The following is a 16,705-nucleotide window of genomic DNA, read 5'->3' on the forward strand; positions in this document are numbered from 1 at the left end:
CGAAGTTGACCATGCCGGTGCCGTCGATCCGCGCCCAGAAGTGGATGCGCTGGCCGCCAGCCGGCCAGATGTCCAGCTCCCATAGCCACTCAGTCGGCGGGGTGCCACTGAGGACTGCGGGCAGGGGCTCGATGCCAGCGGCGTCTGTCGGAAGGACTATGACGGAGAATGCGCCGTCGGTGACCTTGAACGGGCCTCCGCCGGCGTAGGCGGCGTTACGGTCGGCGTCGACGAGCTGGTGGGTCGGCGTGAGTCTCCCTCGGCCGTTGAAGCCAGTACCGGCAACGGCCGCCGGGAGCTTGCCGGCCAGCGTGACGGTCGGGGTGCCGGGCGGGAAGGCCATGTTGCCTCCCCTCGGTCAGCAGTCGAGTGTGAGCGGGGGCCGCCAGACTTGTCCGTCGCCGGCTAGGCCGGGTTGCGGCTGGTAGTCGAGCGGGACGAGGTGTGTGGGGGCGGCGGTCTCGTTGCGGGTGCCGAGCCACAGGTCGATGATCTGCCAGGGCTGTCCGTCGAGGACGGTCACGGTGCGCGGCTGGCCGCCGCACGAGTTGCCGTTGAAGATGCGGCGCCCGTAGGCCGGCGCGCCCCAGCCCACGTTGCCCGGCGCGGTCCAGCCCGAGTACAGCGATGGGGAGGTCGCGTAGCCAATCGGGGTGCCGGCGCAGTAGCCGCAGCCCTGATCCGAGTACGTGAGCACGTACTGCTGCGTGGCCTCATCCCACCAGCCACCCGGGCCCTCGATCGGGCCGCCCATGTTCGCGACCTTCCGGACGCCCTGGCCGGTACCGCCGGAGCCGCTGTAGTTGAGCTCTTCGAGGTTCAGCTGGGTGGCGCCCGGCATGGTGCACACGATCGCCGGCCGCTGGTTGGGGCGCTCGATGAGGCCGAAGTCGCCGTTGCCCGCACAGACGCCCAGGCTCGGCTTGTTGTACGAGCCGTTCGGCGAGACGCCCGGACCACACGGGCCCGCCGGGCCCGCGCACCCCATGACGTTGTAGGCGTTCGCGTTGGAGTCGGAGTAGTGCCGCGGGGCGTTGAACCAGAGGACGTAGACCCCGTCGTTCGGGCCCCAGCCGGATCGCTGGATGACCTTCGGGTTGAAGCACCCTTGCCCCGTGCCTCCGCAGGTCGCCTGCCACGAGCGCCTCGACCACGGGTCCCACGAAGTCGGATCGAAGAGGAGCTGCGGCGCCGACCACGGGCCCTGCGGGGTGGGGGCCTGGCTGACGCCGAAGCCACACCACGGGGTGTTCGGCACGTACCACTCGTAGCCGCAGGCGTACATCGAGCCGTAGAGGAAGTACGTGTCGCCGAACCGCTTCATCGTCGCGTCGTGCAGGTCCAGGCCCTGGATCGTGAACGGCTCACGGGCCTGCGGCTCATCGGCGGCAGACGGGGTGGCACCGGTCAGCAGAGACGCGGCCAGGGCTAAGGCGGCAAGCAGAGACCGGAGACGCACGGACGCCCCCTCCCATCAGTCGGGGGCGTGGGTGGATCAGGCGGCGCGAGCCTCGCTCATGGGAAGCGGCGGCGGGGCGCCCGGGGCAATGAGCTCGTTCGTGTACTCGTCGCGCTCGGCGCCGTTCAGCTCGAAGACGTCGTATCGGACCTTGCCGCGGCCGGAGCCGTGGCGGGTGATGCGGCCTTCTGCGGCCCAGCGGCGGATAGTGGATCCGGGGCGGCCAACGTAGAAGGAGGCTGCGCCCTCGTCGATAAGACCGTGCTCACCGGACATGTTCACCTCCGGGAACGCGAAAGGCCGCCCATGGCGGGCGGCCTTCGGGAGTCACAAAGTGTCCAGCGAAGCACACGGTACGCTCGCACCTGCGTTGCCGCAAGAGCAACTTTTCTTGCCCCCTGACGCGCCTTACCGCTTCCGGCTGGGGAGAATTGGCTTCCCGATGTGCCGATGGTTGATGGTGACGCGTCCGTGCCTGGCGAGCTGTTCCCCGAGTTGTTCGGCGATGGTGACGGACCTGTGTCGGCCTCCGTAGCAGTGGACGTGGATGTCGATGGTCTGTTGGCCGTTGCGGATGCGCCGTTCGGCGAGTCGTCGGGTGGCGTCGACTAACGCTTCGGCGCCGGGGGTGCTCATGACGTAGTCGGCGACGTGCTGGTCTCGGCCGGTGAGTTGGGTGAGGGCGGCTCGGACCCTGGGGTCGTCGGGCGGGTTGTGCAGGCCGGTGGTGTCGACGACGAGGGGGTTGGTGCCGGTCGGCGGGTCGTTGTGGCCGGTGCCGTAGGACGTTATGCGGATGTGGATGGTCATGTGGTCCTCCTGGCTGCGGAGGCGGCCTTGAAGATTCGGATGCCGGATCCGGGGTCGTGGGGGCTTCCGACGACGCGGCTGCGGGGGAAGCGGACGAGGAGCTTGGTGATGTGGTCTTCGCAGCCGTAGGCGCCAGCGTTGGTGGCGTCGAGGAACAGGTGGTCGTGGGCGCCGTTGGTGCAGGGCTCGTCGTCGATGCTGGCGGAGGGGCAGGGTGTGCTGGTCACTGAATCTCCCGGGCGTTGTTGGCCGCTTCGCGGATGAGGTGGAGGACTTCGGTCTGGGTGCGGCCATGGCCGTCGTTCCACTGGTGGATGGGCTGCTGGATGCCGCGGGCGGCGAGGATGTTGGTGAGGTGGCGGCCGGCTTCGGCGGCGGTGCGATCGTCGCCGTAGCCGAGCTGGCGGAGGACGTACTGGGCGCCGAGGATGCAGCGTCCGCCGCTGGTGTTCCGCATTCGTCCGCGGGCCCAGCCGTGCTGCTGGATGACGAGCGCGGTGAGTTCGAGATGTTGGGCGACGGTGATGTGCCGGGTGGTGCCGGCGTGGAGCTGGCGGGCGAAGGTGAGGGTCCAGTCGGGGAGGATCCGCAGGAGCTTCCCGGGGACGGCGAGCGTGGGCGCGCTGGCCGGCGTCTGGTCGGGCTGCCTGAGGGCTTCGGCGATGAGCTGGTCGGTGGTCTTGGTGACGAGCCGGTGGGCGGTGCGTGGGGTCTGGGTGGCGAGGTACTGCTCGATCTGGCGGATCAGGGTCTGGGCGTCGGCTGCCTGCGTGGGGCTGGCGGCCGGCAGGGTGGCTGTGGTCATGTGGTGGTCTTCCGTTCGCGGGAGAGGGGGCGCTCCTGGTGCTGTCCAGGCGGTCAGGGGCGCCCCGTGCGGGTGGGTGAGGTCAGCCGCGGAAGGTGGCGGTGAATCCCCGGTGGGTGAATCCCCGCCGCTGGTGCTTCCTGGAGATGTCCTCGAGCAGGTTGTTGAGGAGGTCTGCTGCGGTGAGGCCGGGCGGGGTGTCGACGGTGCCCTTGAACTGCTGCTCCGTGCCTGTGTCCTGCCAGCAGACGTGGATGCTGAATTCCCAGAGCTCTCGCTGGGCGGCCATGGTCCTCCTTGGGTTGGTCGGGCCGGGTCTGTCCCGGCTCCCCTCACCGCCCGTTCGTGTCGGGCGGATCGGGCAGCCGTCAGAACCAGCTCTTCTTTCCGCCGCCGGCGCCTGCGAGGGTCTTGTCGGCGTTGGCGAGTGCGACCTGTTCGGCGTGCTGCTTGGTTACTCGGTCGGCGAGCTCGTGGGCCTTGGCGACTGAGGTGTTGTCGTGGAGGCATCGGAGGGCGGCGGGCTGGAGGGTGTGGATTTCGCGCTCCTTGTGGATGAGCGTGCTGAGGCTGATTTCGCCGCGGCCGGTGGTGTTGCTGGCTCGGATGACCATGAGGTTGCCGGAGCCGTAGGCCCGCTCGTTGACGACGACCCAGACGCTGTACATCTGGGGGTCGGAGTAGCCGTGGGTGCCGACGCCCATGACGTAGCGGTCGCCGATGTCGTGGATGACGTAGAGGATGTCGCCGGGCTTGGCGACGGCGAGGAGGTGGCGCTTGTCGCCCCACTTGGCGGTGTAGACGGTCTTGTGCTGCTTCTCGCGGGCCATGATCTGGTTCTCCTTCGGGATGTGGTTTTGGGTGGTTTGCACCTCGGACGAGGGCATGGTTTATACCGGTATGCACCCCGGACAGGGGGCGGACGGCGGGCGGACGTGACCCGGGTCGCGTCCGGGGCCTGTCCGGCCCCTGACCAGGGGATATACCGGGGCAATTAGGGGTGGTGTCCGGGTGGTCAGGCGCCCTTCAGGAAGGACAGGGCGTCCTCAAGGTCTGCTCGGCGGTAGCCGTTCACCCGCCCCGCCTTGTGCGGGACAGTGATCTTGACCGTTCCCCCGGCACCTGCCTTCCGCAGGAGCTCGCCGAGTTCGTCGGGGGTGACCCCGTGGGCGATGAAGCCGGCCATCTCATCGAGCTGGGCCTCATCCCGCCCGAAGTGATCCATTGCCATGAGAGCGCCCTGCAAGGCGCCAACCTGGTCGCGCTGGGCTTCCGTCATCTCGTGGACTGCCCGTCCAGGGGCGCCGTCCCGCTTGGGACCGCCGGCGGCCGACGACAACCCGGTCACGTCGAGCAGATACTTCTCGATCGGGTCGTCCCACTGCCCGACGAGCCTTTCGGCGGTCTGCCGGAACGTGGCGGCCCGCTGCAACAGGCTGGTGACCTCGCCGCGCTCGTCCTCGTCGAGATCGAAGGAACGGGCGAGGTCAGTGACCCCGGCGAACGGGTCAACGAGCCAGCCGAGTCCGGGGCGCGGCGGGTCGAACTTGGAGGCGTCCCGCCCTGCGCCCGCCTGGCCGGAGCCGAGGATGGCGTTGGACTGGGTGGCGTTCTCGACGAGCATGGCCCACTTGGTGCCGCAGTTCATGCTGATGGCCTGCGGCAGTACGTCGACTTCGGGGTACTGGGTGATGAGCACCATGAGGATGCCGGCGCCAAGGGCCACCTGCGACAGTTCCTCGATGGCGGCGAGGATCTCGTCACGCAGCGGCTTGCCGGGCCTGGTGTAGGTGGCGAGCTCGTCGATGACGAGGACCTCGATGCCGCCGATCTTGGCGATGAGGTTGTGGATGAGCTTGGACTTGGCCAGCTTGCCGAGGTCGCGCTCGCGCCGGTCCTTATCAGCAAGGAGGCCTTTGAGGAGGGCGAGGAGTCGCTCGGGGCTGGGCTTGAAGTAGGTGGAGGCGATGCCAGCGCGGGCGTAGGGGTCCCATTCGCCGTTGTGCTTTCCGGCAACAATCCGCAGGTTGACGAGCGGGTCCATGGCCGCACCGACGATCAGATTCGAAGCGCCGACGCCCTTCCCGGATCGGCTACGGCCGCCGATGACGGCGTTCTGGTTGATGAGCGGGATGCGGATGGTGTTGCCGCGCTTCCCGTAAGCGACGGGGATGCCGTTCGTCCACGAATCGAGCGGCGTGTTCTGGGCGAGGAGCGGTGACCTGCGGGCGCTCTCGAACGGATCGCCGTTGGCGAGCCACAGGCGGGCCTGGCCGAGATGGTCGCCCTTGGTGATGTCGACCATGGTGACGTCCCGCTTGAGGGCTGCGGCGATCGACTCGATCTTCTTGCGGAGGTCGGTGACGGTGGTGGCGCCACCGAGGTCGAAGGTGATCTCTCGGCTTCCGTCGGCACGGACGGGGGTGGCGTCGATGATGCGGATGGCGTTGTTGAAGCCTGCGGCGGAGAGAGCGGCACGCAGCTCTGCCTCGTCGTGCTGCTGGTCGGGGGCATGGCCGAGGGGGTCCAGTGCTCCGGGCTGGGCATGCCCGCTGTTGATCGCGGCAGCCGCGACCGCTGCAGGCCGGCCGTTCCAGGCGCCGAGGCCGAGGGCGGTGAGGGCGAGGCCGAGGTCGAAGAGGATGCCGCCGGTTGCAGCACCGAGGAGTGTGCCAACGGATGCGGTCATGGCCCAGCCGCTGGACTTGCCGAGGTGGATGAGGCGGTGGCGCCGGTAGTCGGAGCGGAGCTGCTGGAGGAGGTCGCGGGCGCGGGCTTCGGCGGTGGAGTCGCCCTTCGCGGTCTTGAGGTCGGCTTTGGCGGTGGCGATCTGCTGGGGCCAGCCGTCGCGGTAGTCGTCGAACCAGCGGCGGACGATGTTGAGGTAGCCGCGGCCGATCTGCGGGGCGTAGAGGCGGTGGTCGCGGGCGTGGTCGTACACGGCGGTCAGCCATGCGGGCCGGGTGGTTTCGCCCTGGTGGGCGACCACCGTGCCCTCGATGGCGGGTTCGGCGTCGTCCTTGACGAGGGTGAGCGTCGGCCGCTCGGTGGACTGCTCGGAGTGCGGGGCGGTGGTCATGGTGGCCTCCTCAGCTCTGCTCGGACTCGACGGCGTCACGGACGCGGCGGGCGTAGACCTTGCTGCGGCCGAGGAGCTTCGCGACCGCAGGAGTGGAGAACTGTGCGGCGGGGACAGCCGCGCGGAGCTTCTTCGCTCGCTCAATGTCTTCCGTCTTGAGGGGCTCCGTGGCGTCCGTGCGGGGCGACCGGCCGGACGTGCGGTTCCCAATCCCCCCAAGGGCTCCCGGCGTCCTGGACGGCCCCTGAGGACCCTTGGCGGGAACAGCACCGGTGGGGCCTTCTTCGCCGCCGCTCCACGTCGGGAACAGGTCGTCGAGCAGCTTCTCGACGGCGACGCGCTCGGGCGTCATCTCGGCCATCGCCAGAACATCGGCGACCTCTGCCTCCGCGGACAGCCGGCGGTGGAGCACGTTGGCCGTGACCCCGAGCCGCGCGCCGTACAGGTCCTGCCACGCCGCGGCAAACGCTTCCGTCCGGGAGGCCGAACCCGGCAGGGAGATCAGCGCCTGCATGCGGTCGTACACGTCGGGGAACCGCACGGCCGCGCCGGCTTCCTTCCACGCCTCGTCGCGGCCCATGGATCCGGCCGGGACGGAGGCGAGGATCCGGCGGTAGGCCTCGTACTCCTTCGGGAACATGGCGCGCCGCTCGGTGTCCTGCTGCTGCAGCTTCTTGTCCTCGGCATGCTTTTGGCGGGCCTTGGCCTTGTCGGCGGCACGCTGCGCGGCGTCGCGGTTGTCGCCTGCGGTGCGGGCTTCGATGAACTCGCGGACTTCGACGAGGGCGGGGCCGACGATGGAGGTGGCGGCAAGTGCGAGGCCGGCGATCGTGCCGAACATCTCATAGCCCTTGGAGCCGTTGATGTAGCCGGCGAATCCGGCCAGCAGGCCCGTCATGATCCAGAACGGCCAGCGTGCGAAGCCCTTCCGCACCGCCCACTGCGTTCCCTTCACCGACGTGAAGGCGAGCAGCTCCAGGAAGAACGGCAGCGTCAGCAGGTACAGCGCCGGCTCGTCAGGGCCGTCCTCGGCGCGCAGGCCGAGGAAGTACATGGTCAGCGACGGCAGGGAGGCGAGCAGGCCGAGGATGAAGATGAGCGTGACGAGCCGCTTGAATGTCTCGCCCTTGTCGAGGGATGCCTCGCGGCGGTCGGCCTTGCGGCGGCGCCTCTCGTCGGCCGCATCGTCCTGGACGGCGTTGAGCTGCTTGGCGAGCCGGGCCTGCTTGACCTGCTCGGCCAGCTTGTCGGTCTCCGTCTTGGCGGCGCCGGCTACGAGGCTCTGCGAGGCAGCCGCGGCCTGGGCTTCGAGGAGCCCAGCCTCGGCTCGGGTCTTCTTGGCCTCGGCCTCGCGCTCTTCCCAGGAGCGGTAGCTGCTCACGGTGATCAGTCCCTTCAGGTTCCGGTGTTCTGGGTGGGGATGCGGGTCGGCTTGACGAGGCGGATGGTGGCGGGTTCGACGCTGGTTGCGATGACGGAGGCTGCCGCGGAGGCGACGAGGACCAGGCGCCACAGGAGGGGGACGTCGGCGCCGAAGACGAAGGCGAGGGCGCCGAAGACGGCGAAGGAGATGGCGGGCCGGCGGGTCTTCCGCCAGTCGACGGTCACGACCACCGCCAGGGTTCGTTGGCGTCGGCGGCACGGATCGCGGACTCGCCGATCTGCCGGGCCATGCCCTGCCAGTCGTCGCCGCCGGCTACGGGCAGACGGTCGGCGACAGCGAGGAGAACGTCCCCCATGCGGCGGGCATCCCGCGGGGGAATGCTGAAGGGATCACTGGACCGCTTGGCCAGCACCGTGTCCAACAGGCGGCGCTCAGAGCGGGTGGCGGCATCCTTGATGTGGTCTCGGAGCATGGCCACGCCGCTGTACGAGAAGCCGTAGCGGGTGCCACCGTGCGAGATGTTCCAGCCCATGACGGGCTCCTTTCGAAGTTGAGGGGTTGGATCGGCGGGCCTACCACCAGCTCCAGGGCTTGCGGCGGTCGGGGCAGCCGTTCTTCGCGTGGTCCTCGCACTCGGGACACGGCGTCTTCTGGTCGCCGAGCCCGAGCCAGTTCCCGCGGTGCAGCTGAGCGTGCTCTTCGCACTGCGGGCAGGGGTCCTGGGCCATCACGGCCTCCATTTCGGGGTTAGCGGAGCTTGCGGGCGAGGTGTTCGAGGCGCTGGGCCTCGCGCTCGTCGGCAGCGACTCGGCGGTTGTCGACGAGGGTGACCTTCAGCCAGCCGCCGGCCTTCTGGATGCCGTGGTTGTTGCGGATCCCGGCGAGGACGAAGTCCCGCTTGCCTCGCCTGCCGAACTGAACGGCGTGCACCAGCTCGTGGACGAGGGTCTCGTCGAGCTCACCGGCCGCGGTGGCTTCCAGGTCGACGAGGATCAGGACCCCTGACGGGATGAGCGTGGTGTGGCCAACGCTCTCCGGGTAATCCCAAAGCGGGTCGGTACGCGTGCCGAGGATCTGCTGCTCTGCGGCGAGGATTCGCCCCCTGTACCCGCGGGTGTCGGACGCGACGATCTCCACGTGGCCGAGGCGTTCACGCATTTCGTCCTGCACGAGGCGGGCGGCCTGCTCGGCGATCGACTCGATGCGGGCCATGCCCTTGCTGTAGCGGCCCGGGAGGCGGTAGGCGGCGACGTTCACGAGGCCGCCCCTGGCGTACCCGCCCGGACAAGTTCGGCCGCGTTCCGCGCCGACTCGACGAACTGGATACTCATCCACCGCCGGTCGACGTCAGGGCCGCTGAGGTACCACCCGTCGACGCCGTCGATCGCTGTGTACTCGAGCTTCCATCCGCCGTCCGCGTTCCAGCGGGTGCTGGCGGAGTTGGTCGTCCAGGGCACTCCGTTGATGGTCTGCCACGCAGCAGTCATGGCTCCGCCTTTCAAGCCGCGGCGGGCTGGGTGAGGTCGGCGAGCTCGTCGAGGAGGCGCGGGCCGTCGGGGGTGGAGGCGTCGATCTGGGCGGCGAGGTGCTCGGCGGCGAGCTGGCCGAGGCGGTCGCCGCGGCGGGCCGCCTTCAGGTAGTCGGCGACGATGCTGGCGCGGACGGCGGCCTCGATGCCGGCGAGCTCGTTCTCGGAGGGGCCGTCGGACAGGGCGAGGAGCGGCATGTCAGTTCTCCTGGTTCTGGGTGGGTTGCGCGGGTCAGCGGGCGAGGAACGCGGCGGCTCGGGTGAAGGCGTCGCGGATCTCGTCGCGCTCCGGGTTGGGCTTGGGGTCGCGGGCGGCGGCGTCGCCGAGGATCACGAGACCCTCGACCGACGCGGCCAGCGCCTCATCACGGGACACGGGGCGGGTGGATTCGGGCATGGCTGTGCCCTCCAAGGGGCGAAGAGGTGGGGTGCCGGGGCAGGCGGATCAGGCAGGGGCGATGTCGTCGGGGCTGACGATCGTGTCGCAGTAGTACGAGCGGTCCGTCAGGGCCACGCGGACGGCTCCGTCGGAGGTGCGGCCGAGGATGGTGACGCGCTCGCCGGTGGACTTGAGGCGGCGGTTGTCGTCGGGGTGAGACGGCTGCGAGGTGGCGGGCTGCGACTTACGGGTGCGGAAGAACGGCATGACGAATCTCCTCGTGTCAGAGGTGCGTGTGTGGGAAGGGGGTGCCGGGGCCGACGGCAGGGGGTGGAACCGCCGGCCCCGGCGGTCAGGGGGTGTTAGCGGCGCTGGGCGAGGAGGCAGTCGGCCTCGTACTTCGCCTGCTCCGCAGCCCGCTGGGCTTCCTGTGCGCGGGCCAGAGCGGCCTGCGCCTCACGGTCAGCGTCGGTGAGGTCCTGCGGCGCCATCGCGGGTCACCGCTTCGGGCGGACGTAGGACGCGGCGACGTGGGCGGCCTTGTCGGCGTCCGACATCTCAACCACGAGGGGGCCACGGCCGGTCTTCTTGCCGACGGCGATCCGGCGACGCTGCGGGACGACCGGGACCTCGACCGTGGGGGCGCTCATCGGGCACCGCCGAAGGTGCGGGCCTCGACGCTGGACGGCAGCGGCAGCATCGGTGCGCCCAGCAGGCGGCCGACGAGGAGGCGGGCCATCACGCTCCGCTCCGCGGCGCTGCGGCTCTCCGGGATACACACGATCGCCGGGCCGACCGGCGGCTTCACGATCGCGCCGTAGTAGTCGGAGTCATCGATCGAGGACTCGACGATCTTCGCGTCCGCCTCCGCCAGGAGCTCCGGCAGCGGAGCCGAGAACAGGCGAGCGGTCGACAGGGTGGTTCCGGTAGCGGGCACACGGGTGCCGCTAAGATTCTGCGTAGCCATGAGGGTGACCCTTCAGAGATTCCTCGTGGTAGGGCCGGCCTGCGAGGTGAGAGTCGCGGTGTCCGGCCCGTTTTCGGTTGTGGCGCTACCCGCAGGCCGTAGCCTGGTGAGAGTGGGTATCACCGTCGACTTCAAGGGGGGCCTTGGAGCCGATGTGCTACATCCTGGACCCGGGTCGCAGCCCATGTCAAGGGCAGTCTTGAAGTGGCGCCATTTCGCCCATACGCTAGGTCCATGACAGATGTGCTGACCTCCGCTATCGAGTCCGAAACAGGACGGCTCGCGCAAATCGCTGACCCCGTCGACCGCTTCAACGCGGCACGCGACTTCCGCGAAACGCTGGCCGCGGGCGAGCGGGCGGCCCGCGAGCTGGAGAAGGCAGCTGTCGCCGAGCTCAAGGCTGCACACTCCTGGCGGGCGGTCGGCGAGCTCATCGGGGTTTCCGGCTCTCGCGCCGAGCAGATCGCCAAGGGGCGATGATCGATTACCTCTCATGACCCTTGATTGAAGTCGGTCGGGGGATGCCAGGCCATGAACGCCCAGTGCGGTGTCAGTGCAGTGTGAGCGCAGCAGCAGTGCAGGACCTCGGATTCGATCAGGCGAGGGGCGGACAGTGGAAGTCATTGAGTGGACCGGCCGCACGGCGTGTGCTTTGCAGCAGGCTCTCCGAATGACCAACGAGCAGTTCGCCTCGCACCTCGACGTCGGGGTCCGCACCGTCGCTAGCTGGCACAGCCAGCCCGAGGTGGTCCCGAAGAACGATTCGCAGCAGTTGCTCGACACCGCCTACGAAAGGGCCTCTGCCTCGGTGATCCGCCGTTTTTCCGCCTTATGCCGGCCAGCCCCTGATGCTGCCCAGGCCCAGGCCTTCCGGGTCGCGGTGGCTGTGGTCACGAAGGACGACCACGTGCTCTTGGTCTGCCGTCGCGGCGACGATGCCCTGTCGTGGCAGTTCCCGGCCGGCACGGTGAAGCCCGGCCGGACCGGTGCTGTGGTGGCGGTCGAGGAGACCCGCGCGGAGACCGGCGTGCGGTGCGCGGTCCGCCAGCAACTCGGCGAGCGAGTCCACCCGAAAACCGGGGTGTTGATCGAGTACCACTTGGCCGACTATCTGATGGGCGACGCCGAGAACCTGGACGTCGAGGAGAACATCGAGGTCGCGTGGATCCCCCGTCGTGACCTGACCCGCTTCATCCCTGAACAGCAGATCTTTCCGCCCATCCTGGAGGCACTGGCGTGACCGACACGACGACTGAGCAGGGCATCTCGACCGCGATCATCGTCTATGACGACCGTGTGCTGATGATCAGGCGGAGGGAGCGGGAAGGGAAGCTTCTGTGGGCGTTCCCGGGCGGCGGCATCGAGGATGGTGAGACCGCCGAGGAGGCCGCGGTGCGGGAGACGGCCGAGGAGGTCGACCTGAAGGTCGAGGTGATCCGCTCCCTCGGCGCACGGGTCCACCCGCAGACCGGCCGGCACATGTCCTACGTCGCCTGCGAGGTCGTCGGCGGCGAGGCCCGGGTCGCGGACGAGGAGGAGCTGGCCGAGGTCGCATGGATCCGGCTGGCGGAGATCCCCGACTACGTGCCGTGGGGGCTGTTCGGGCCGGTGCAGGAGTACCTCGACGAGACGCTCGGTGGCAGCGGGGAGGACGCGTGACCGAAAGGACTGCGCTTTATCGCCTCTACGACGCCGAAGACCGCCTGCTCTACATCGGGATCACCAAGAACTTGGAGCAGCGATGGACTGGCCACAAGTATTCGGCGACCTCTTCCAAGTGGTGGCCCAGCGTGAGTCGCAAGGTCATCGAATGGCACCCGACGCTTGAGGCGGCAGATGCGGCCGAAACGGCTGCCATCGTCCAAGAGCGCCCCGCCTACAACCGGGCAAAGCAGCCGTATGACAACCCTGTCCGAGGCCCTCGAATCTCAGATGAGATCCGTACTCTGCATCCGCACCTGGACCCACATTCGGAGCGGGCGATCCGCATCCTGCAGGCCGAGATCCAGTCGGGGGTCATCAAACCAGGATCTCCCATGCCCACGAGAAACCAGCTCCACGAGCGGTTCGGCCTCTCGGCCAACACCTGCGGCGAGATGTTGCAGAAGATGGCTGCTCGCGGGCTTGTTCATCAGAACGGGCGTGCTGGACGCTACTACTGCTCACGGCCTGGCGATGACGCGCTCCATCCTCCGAGGCAGAAGCCCAAGCCGCGAACGCCTAGGGATGAAGCCACCGAACTGCAAGCGGTTCGCATTGATGGCATCCCCGTGGAAGTCGTTGAGCGCAGGCGCAGGTCCTTCCGGCAATCCAGAACTCTTCTGGGCGCCCATCTGCAGATCCGGCCCTACTCGCTAGATCCACTTGCCCGACAGGCGCACGTCAACATCGAGGTCGGGCCGAACGAGGTTGTCGAGCTGGATGTGGAAGGCCTCGGGACCTTCATTGATCAGATCGAAGCCCAGTGCAGCGCCCTCCGGGAGCTCCAGATCCGGCTCCAGAAGACCAACGACCACCGCGCCGCCTGACCCCAGTCGCACGCGAGCCCCCCACCCGTTCGGGTGGGGGGCTTCGTCGTGTCCTTCCGGCGCCGGCTGGTGTTGTTCTTGCTGTGGATGCTGCTGAGCCTGTGACTGGCGACTATTCGTCCGATCCGCGTCTGCCTTTGTTGACGGCTGCGGAGGCCCGTGACGCGGTGGGGTATCTCCTGCTGTTGGAGTCGTTGGATGTCACGCCGCGGGGTCGGGCTGCCGGCCAGCTTGCGGCGGACCTGGCGATGCGGCTGCCGGCGGACTAGGCGACGGTCTTGTTGGGGTTGGGCCCGTACTGGCTGTCGAGGCTGCCGAGTTCGGTCTTGCTGTAGGCGGTGCCGCAGTCGTGGCAGGTGGCGTGCCGAGTGCTGAGGGTGACGCGCATGCCGCCGCCGCAGTCCTCGGTGCTGCAGTAGACAGTGAACGTCTTCGGGGGCGGGGTGCCGGTGTCGATGCTGGTGAGCTGGGCGTGGAGCTGGGCTATGAGGCGAAGGTCTTGGCCGACTTCTTCGTAGCGTTCGCAGGCCCACCGGAGGTTGTTGATCAGGAAGGTGACGGCGCCGTCGATGTCGGTGTGGTGGCGGGTGCGGCCGGCGGGCCAGCCGAGGGTCTGTCGCCAGGCGTCTTCGATGGTCTGGAGTTCGGTGACGACGCCGCCCGTAGTGGTGAGGCTGAGTACGTCGATCTTCAACGGGGCCGGGGCTTCTCGGTTGGGGCTGCCGATCGCCGCGTCGGTTGGGGAGCCCTTGGTGAGGGCGGCGAGGCTGTTCACGCGCCGGTAGAGGGCGGGGAGGGCGCGGAGGTGCTGGGCGGTGTCGGCTTCGCAGCGTTCGCAGGCCCAGCGGCCGGCTTCGATTTCGGCGGCCCACAGGGGGCGGTGGCACTTGACGCAGGCGGGTGCGGCTTCGGCGGCGTTCACGGCTCTCCTTGCGGCGGTGCGGGGTGGGTCAGCGCCAGGGGTTGAAGCGCTGTTTGGTGAGTGCGCCGGTGATGGGGATGCCGACGCCACGGGTGGGCGCGGGCCGGAAGGTGGCGGGTGCTTGGCGGGCTGGGGTGGTGCTGCGGAGGCGGTCGAGGGCGTCGGCCAGGGCCTCGTTGTACGGCTTCACCGGCGACAGGGGCGGGGGCTCGGGCCGGTCGAGGCCAGCGAGGATGGCGTCAGTGATGCCGTGCGCGTGGGCGAGGTCGAGAAGTTCGGGGCAGTCGTTGATGTTGTCGGTGTTGGGCGATTCGAGGTCGCCGTAGGTGCCGCAGCCGAGGCAGGACGGCTCGTAGGGGTCGTCCAGGTCGAGGCGGTGTCGGTCGAGGATCCGCCGGTCGGCTTCGCAGCGGCGGGCGGCGGCCGGTGTGTCGGCGGCGGTCTCGGCTTCGGCGACGCGCCCGGTGAGCCACTCGTGGAGGTCGGTCACTGCTGGTCCTCTCGCGTGATGAAGGCGTGGCTGGAGAGGATCTGGAGGCCCGCGTGGGTGCAGCCTGCGCAGTCGCGGCTGTTGTGGAGGTCTCGGGCGTGGCCGCATCGGCAGCGGGCGCGGACGGGTATGGCAGTCGGCTGCTCCTTGGGCGGGTAGGCGGTGAGAGCGTCGACTACGGCTTGGGCGCATGCGCCTGTTCCCCCGTCGCTGCCGTCGATCCAGGTGCGTGCGGTGGATTCGGCGAGTTCGAGGGTGCGCTGGAGCCGACCGAGTTCGAGTCCCCGCTCTACGGCCTTGCGTCGCCACGTCTCGGCGTCGTTGTTGCGAAGGTTGAGGATGGCGTCGGCGATGGCGTGTTGGGCTTCGATGGGGAGCCAGTAGCCGCTGGCGTTGAGGGTGGTGTGGATGGTGTCGCGGATGACGTGGCGGGGGTCGGGGCCCTGTGTGCCCGTCTGCGGGCCTGAAGTGCCCCTGGCGCCTCCCGAGATGTCGACTGTGGGGTCCGGGGCGCTCTGAGGGCCGTTTGCGGGCTTCCTGGCGGCCTGTTCAGGGGTGCGGGAATCTCCGGTCACGATCCGTCTCCATGTTCTGTGGTGATTTGAGGTGCTTCGACCCCCATGCGGAAGGCTGCGAGGGCGACGGCTTCGACGATGGACAGCTCGCCGTCGGACCGGGCATGTATCTCGGCGGCCCTCCTGGCGAGTTCGTCGGCCAGTTCCTGGGTGGTCTCGGGCATCTGCGGGCGGCCTCGCCGGTTGCGGGCCGAGGTCGGCTCGTAGGCGGTCACGCCGCCTCCTGGTTACTCGCGTCGCTGAGGCATGCGTCCACGGCCCAGGTTGGAACGGTGGCGTTGCCGCGCTCGCGGGCGAGGGTGGCGAGTCGGTGGATGTCGCTGAGTTTGGAGACTGCGATGTTGCGTCGGCGGGTCTGGACGCGGAGCCGGTTGCGAAGCGATGCGCGTTCGTCGTGGAGTTGGGCGATGCCGGCGCGGAGTCGGCTGGCTTCGGCGGTGGTGAGTCCGCGCTCGGACCTATCGGCGAGGTTGAGGAGTTGGCTGGTCGTGATGCGGTCGGCCATTGGAGGCTCCTGAGGACGTCGGGGGCGGATCCGCGTGGGGCGTGCCCGCAGGTGTCTTGGCGGACTGGGCACGCCCCGTCGTGCTGTGCGGGGTCAGGCGGTCGGGCCGGGGCAGATGAACGGGTAGGGCGGGTTCGTGCCGGAGCAGGCGGGGCAGTCCTCCGCGTTGGCCCGCCCGCCGATGTGGGTGGGCGCCGGGCCGGTCGGCTGCTCCTGCTGCTCGTCGAGGGCGGTGCGGATATGGCGGAGGCAGGCGAGGTAGCCGCCCGCGAGGTCCGGGCTGGCGGGGTTGTCGGTGACTGCGGCCTCGATCCGATTGCACTCGGCGCGGACGCGTTCGATGGCGGCCTCGGCCTCCTCGCGCTGTCGGCGGAGGGCTTGGATGACGCCGACGTTCTCGTCGAGCTCGGCGTACAGCTGGTCGAGGGCGTCCGAGGTGATCGTGTCGGCGGTGTGCCGGTCGGGCTCGACGAGTCGGCGTCCGCCGGTCACCTGCTCGGTCGTGGAGGGCGGGACGGGTTGCTGCGGGGCCAGGAGGGTGGCAGGGGGGAGTTCGCCCCGCAGTCCTGTCCAGGCGCGGTTGATGGCCTCGCGACATTCGGTGGTGCAGTCCCGGGTGCAGGACGTCGAGATGCAGGGGGCAGGCGACTTGGGCTGGGTCACGGCTGGTCTCCGAGGATGGCGCGGGCGACCGCGAGGGCCGGGCCAGCGAAGTCGGGGCACTGGTGGGCTCCGTGGTCGCAGCACATGACGTCCATCTCGACGTGCTCCACAGCGGCGCCGAGGAGCTGGGCGAGCGCCGTTCCGACGCCGGGGTGCATGGCGGCGATGTAGCGGGCGTTCGTGTCGGGTACGGAGTTGAGGGGCCAGACCTCGGCGATCTCCTCGTGTCGGGCGGTCTCGACGTTGCCCCACTGGTTCATGGCCCAGGGGCCGGGGCTGGCGGCCGGGGTGAGTTCGCGCAGCTTGTCGGCTGCGGCGCGGAGGGTGTCGGCGGGGCTGGGCTGGGTCATCAGAGGTTCTCCAGGACGTCGGTGATGGGCCGGTTGTGCGGGAGGTGGGGGCGTCCGGCGGGCCGGCCGTGGTCGGCGAGGGGGTCGGGGGTGTCGGGCGGGTCGCCGTACAGGTCGAGCCACGCCTGCTCGTCCGCGTCGTGGGGCTCGGTCATCGGGTGCTCCCGCACGGCCAGCGGTAGGTGTGGCCTTCGCTGCACTGGGCGGGGCATTCGGCTCGGAGGGCGCGGCGGAGATGGGAGGCGGCGATGCGGATGCGGG

32 protein-coding genes are annotated in these 16,705 nt (G+C 69.3%); 4 read left to right on the plus strand and 28 right to left on the minus strand.

The genetic code is table 11. The features are described 5' to 3' along the window. Window positions 1-358: 358 nt before the first annotated feature. From ABD981_RS27700 to ABD981_RS27795, 20 genes are all read right to left on the minus strand, one after another. Complete coding sequence (locus ABD981_RS27700; RefSeq protein ID WP_131723835.1) at window positions 359-1,459, minus strand: glycoside hydrolase family protein; 1,101 nt, start codon at window positions 1,457-1,459, stop codon at window positions 359-361. Window positions 1,460-1,495: 36 nt separating this feature from the next. After that, window positions 1,496-1,735 carry a hypothetical protein gene (locus tag ABD981_RS27705; protein WP_046906350.1) on the minus strand — a complete coding sequence of 80 codons (240 nt, stop codon included), beginning with the start codon at window positions 1,733-1,735 and terminating at the stop codon, window positions 1,496-1,498. A 132-nt stretch (window positions 1,736-1,867) separates the two neighbouring features. Then, window positions 1,868-2,269, minus strand: a complete 402-nt coding sequence (locus ABD981_RS27710) for a RapZ C-terminal domain-containing protein (protein WP_046906351.1) — start codon at window positions 2,267-2,269, stop codon at window positions 1,868-1,870. Then, window positions 2,266-2,496 (minus strand): hypothetical protein, encoded by a 231-nt coding sequence (locus tag ABD981_RS27715; RefSeq protein WP_165590904.1) that lies wholly within the window; start codon window positions 2,494-2,496, stop codon window positions 2,266-2,268. Before ABD981_RS27715 ends, ABD981_RS27710 begins: the two co-directional genes overlap by 4 nt. Next, on the minus strand, window positions 2,493-3,074 hold the full coding sequence (locus ABD981_RS27720) for a DUF6197 family protein (RefSeq protein WP_046906352.1): 582 nt from the start codon (window positions 3,072-3,074) through the stop codon (window positions 2,493-2,495). Before ABD981_RS27720 ends, ABD981_RS27715 begins: the two co-directional genes overlap by 4 nt. An 82-nt stretch (window positions 3,075-3,156) precedes the next feature. Beyond that, complete coding sequence (locus ABD981_RS27725) at window positions 3,157-3,363, minus strand: hypothetical protein (protein ID WP_046906353.1); 207 nt, start codon at window positions 3,361-3,363, stop codon at window positions 3,157-3,159. A gap of 79 nt (window positions 3,364-3,442) precedes the next feature. Next, window positions 3,443-3,946: a hypothetical protein gene (locus tag ABD981_RS27730; protein WP_131723836.1), complete on the minus strand. Its 504-nt coding sequence runs from the start codon at window positions 3,944-3,946 to the stop codon at window positions 3,443-3,445. A 143-nt stretch (window positions 3,947-4,089) separates the two neighbouring features. Beyond that, window positions 4,090-6,153 carry a hypothetical protein gene (locus ABD981_RS27735; RefSeq protein WP_123954253.1) on the minus strand — a complete coding sequence of 688 codons (2,064 nt, stop codon included), beginning with the start codon at window positions 6,151-6,153 and terminating at the stop codon, window positions 4,090-4,092. Between the two features lie 10 nt (window positions 6,154-6,163). Next, window positions 6,164-7,534 carry a hypothetical protein gene (locus ABD981_RS27740; RefSeq protein WP_046906355.1) on the minus strand — a complete coding sequence of 457 codons (1,371 nt, stop codon included), beginning with the start codon at window positions 7,532-7,534 and terminating at the stop codon, window positions 6,164-6,166. Window positions 7,535-7,548: 14 nt separating this feature from the next. Then, complete coding sequence (locus ABD981_RS27745; RefSeq protein ID WP_131723837.1) at window positions 7,549-7,761, minus strand: hypothetical protein; 213 nt, start codon at window positions 7,759-7,761, stop codon at window positions 7,549-7,551. After that, entirely contained in the window at window positions 7,758-8,069 is a 312-nt protein-coding gene (locus ABD981_RS27750; protein ID WP_046906357.1) for a DUF7739 domain-containing protein, read from the minus strand. Before ABD981_RS27750 ends, ABD981_RS27745 begins: the two co-directional genes overlap by 4 nt. A 40-nt stretch (window positions 8,070-8,109) precedes the next feature. Beyond that, a complete protein-coding gene (locus ABD981_RS27755) occupies window positions 8,110-8,265 on the minus strand; it encodes a pRL2-8 (RefSeq protein WP_240495122.1) in 156 nt (51 codons plus the stop codon). 19 nt (window positions 8,266-8,284) lie between these two features. After that, a complete protein-coding gene (locus tag ABD981_RS27760; protein WP_123954255.1) occupies window positions 8,285-8,794 on the minus strand; it encodes a hypothetical protein in 510 nt (169 codons plus the stop codon). Next, a complete protein-coding gene (locus tag ABD981_RS27765) occupies window positions 8,791-9,024 on the minus strand; it encodes a hypothetical protein (protein WP_046906358.1) in 234 nt (77 codons plus the stop codon). The genes ABD981_RS27760 and ABD981_RS27765 overlap by 4 nt, the downstream gene beginning before the upstream one ends. An 11-nt stretch (window positions 9,025-9,035) precedes the next feature. After that, entirely contained in the window at window positions 9,036-9,263 is a 228-nt protein-coding gene (locus ABD981_RS27770) for a hypothetical protein (RefSeq protein ID WP_046906359.1), read from the minus strand. A gap of 34 nt (window positions 9,264-9,297) precedes the next feature. After that, window positions 9,298-9,462, minus strand: coding sequence for a hypothetical protein (locus tag ABD981_RS27775; RefSeq protein ID WP_165590905.1), 165 nt, complete (start codon window positions 9,460-9,462; stop codon window positions 9,298-9,300). 48 nt (window positions 9,463-9,510) lie between these two features. Then, on the minus strand, window positions 9,511-9,711 hold the full coding sequence (locus ABD981_RS27780) for a hypothetical protein (RefSeq protein ID WP_046906360.1): 201 nt from the start codon (window positions 9,709-9,711) through the stop codon (window positions 9,511-9,513). A gap of 95 nt (window positions 9,712-9,806) precedes the next feature. Continuing rightward, entirely contained in the window at window positions 9,807-9,935 is a 129-nt protein-coding gene (locus ABD981_RS27785) for a hypothetical protein (RefSeq protein ID WP_345530397.1), read from the minus strand. Window positions 9,936-9,941: 6 nt separating this feature from the next. Continuing rightward, on the minus strand, window positions 9,942-10,094 hold the full coding sequence (locus tag ABD981_RS27790; RefSeq protein WP_165590906.1) for a hypothetical protein: 153 nt from the start codon (window positions 10,092-10,094) through the stop codon (window positions 9,942-9,944). Then, entirely contained in the window at window positions 10,091-10,381 is a 291-nt protein-coding gene (locus ABD981_RS27795; RefSeq protein ID WP_123954256.1) for a hypothetical protein, read from the minus strand. Before ABD981_RS27795 ends, ABD981_RS27790 begins: the two co-directional genes overlap by 4 nt. A gap of 264 nt (window positions 10,382-10,645) precedes the next feature. On the opposite strand from ABD981_RS27795, the gene ABD981_RS27800 reads away from it, so the two are divergent. The 4 genes from ABD981_RS27800 to ABD981_RS27815 all read left to right on the plus strand — a co-directional run bounded on the left by ABD981_RS27800 (window position 10,646) and on the right by ABD981_RS27815 (window position 12,939). After that, window positions 10,646-10,891 (plus strand): hypothetical protein, encoded by a 246-nt coding sequence (locus ABD981_RS27800; RefSeq protein WP_131723838.1) that lies wholly within the window; start codon window positions 10,646-10,648, stop codon window positions 10,889-10,891. 133 nt (window positions 10,892-11,024) lie between these two features. After that, window positions 11,025-11,651 (plus strand): NUDIX hydrolase, encoded by a 627-nt coding sequence (locus tag ABD981_RS27805; RefSeq protein WP_046906363.1) that lies wholly within the window; start codon window positions 11,025-11,027, stop codon window positions 11,649-11,651. Then, window positions 11,648-12,070: an NUDIX hydrolase gene (locus ABD981_RS27810; protein WP_046906364.1), complete on the plus strand. Its 423-nt coding sequence runs from the start codon at window positions 11,648-11,650 to the stop codon at window positions 12,068-12,070. Before ABD981_RS27805 ends, ABD981_RS27810 begins: the two co-directional genes overlap by 4 nt. After that, the gene (locus ABD981_RS27815) at window positions 12,067-12,939 is read left to right on the plus strand and encodes a DUF6907 domain-containing protein (RefSeq protein ID WP_165590907.1); all 873 of its coding nucleotides are present in this window, start codon (window positions 12,067-12,069) and stop codon (window positions 12,937-12,939) included. Before ABD981_RS27810 ends, ABD981_RS27815 begins: the two co-directional genes overlap by 4 nt. Before the next feature lie 265 nt (window positions 12,940-13,204). Here the strand turns inward: ABD981_RS27815 and ABD981_RS27820 are convergent, their stop codons facing one another. From ABD981_RS27820 to ABD981_RS27855, 8 genes are all read right to left on the minus strand, one after another. Then, complete coding sequence (locus tag ABD981_RS27820; RefSeq protein WP_046906365.1) at window positions 13,205-13,861, minus strand: IBR domain-containing protein; 657 nt, start codon at window positions 13,859-13,861, stop codon at window positions 13,205-13,207. Between the two features lie 28 nt (window positions 13,862-13,889). Continuing rightward, complete coding sequence (locus tag ABD981_RS27825; RefSeq protein WP_046906366.1) at window positions 13,890-14,351, minus strand: hypothetical protein; 462 nt, start codon at window positions 14,349-14,351, stop codon at window positions 13,890-13,892. Then, the gene (locus tag ABD981_RS27830) at window positions 14,348-14,926 is read right to left on the minus strand and encodes a hypothetical protein (RefSeq protein ID WP_046906367.1); all 579 of its coding nucleotides are present in this window, start codon (window positions 14,924-14,926) and stop codon (window positions 14,348-14,350) included. The genes ABD981_RS27825 and ABD981_RS27830 overlap by 4 nt, the downstream gene beginning before the upstream one ends. After that, on the minus strand, window positions 14,923-15,141 hold the full coding sequence (locus tag ABD981_RS27835; RefSeq protein ID WP_046906368.1) for a hypothetical protein: 219 nt from the start codon (window positions 15,139-15,141) through the stop codon (window positions 14,923-14,925). Before ABD981_RS27835 ends, ABD981_RS27830 begins: the two co-directional genes overlap by 4 nt. Further along, window positions 15,138-15,431, minus strand: a complete 294-nt coding sequence (locus ABD981_RS27840) for a hypothetical protein (RefSeq protein ID WP_046906369.1) — start codon at window positions 15,429-15,431, stop codon at window positions 15,138-15,140. Before ABD981_RS27840 ends, ABD981_RS27835 begins: the two co-directional genes overlap by 4 nt. 93 nt (window positions 15,432-15,524) lie before the next feature. Continuing rightward, complete coding sequence (locus ABD981_RS27845) at window positions 15,525-16,094, minus strand: hypothetical protein (protein ID WP_046906370.1); 570 nt, start codon at window positions 16,092-16,094, stop codon at window positions 15,525-15,527. Further along, entirely contained in the window at window positions 16,091-16,444 is a 354-nt protein-coding gene (locus ABD981_RS27850; RefSeq protein ID WP_046906371.1) for a hypothetical protein, read from the minus strand. Before ABD981_RS27850 ends, ABD981_RS27845 begins: the two co-directional genes overlap by 4 nt. Next, on the minus strand, window positions 16,444-16,599 hold the full coding sequence (locus tag ABD981_RS27855) for a hypothetical protein (protein WP_165590908.1): 156 nt from the start codon (window positions 16,597-16,599) through the stop codon (window positions 16,444-16,446). Before ABD981_RS27855 ends, ABD981_RS27850 begins: the two co-directional genes overlap by 1 nt. Between the last annotated feature and the right edge of the window lie 106 nt (window positions 16,600-16,705).

The organism is Streptomyces showdoensis (assembly GCF_039535475.1).
Taxonomy (GTDB): Bacteria; Actinomycetota; Actinomycetes; order Streptomycetales; family Streptomycetaceae; genus Streptomyces; species Streptomyces showdoensis.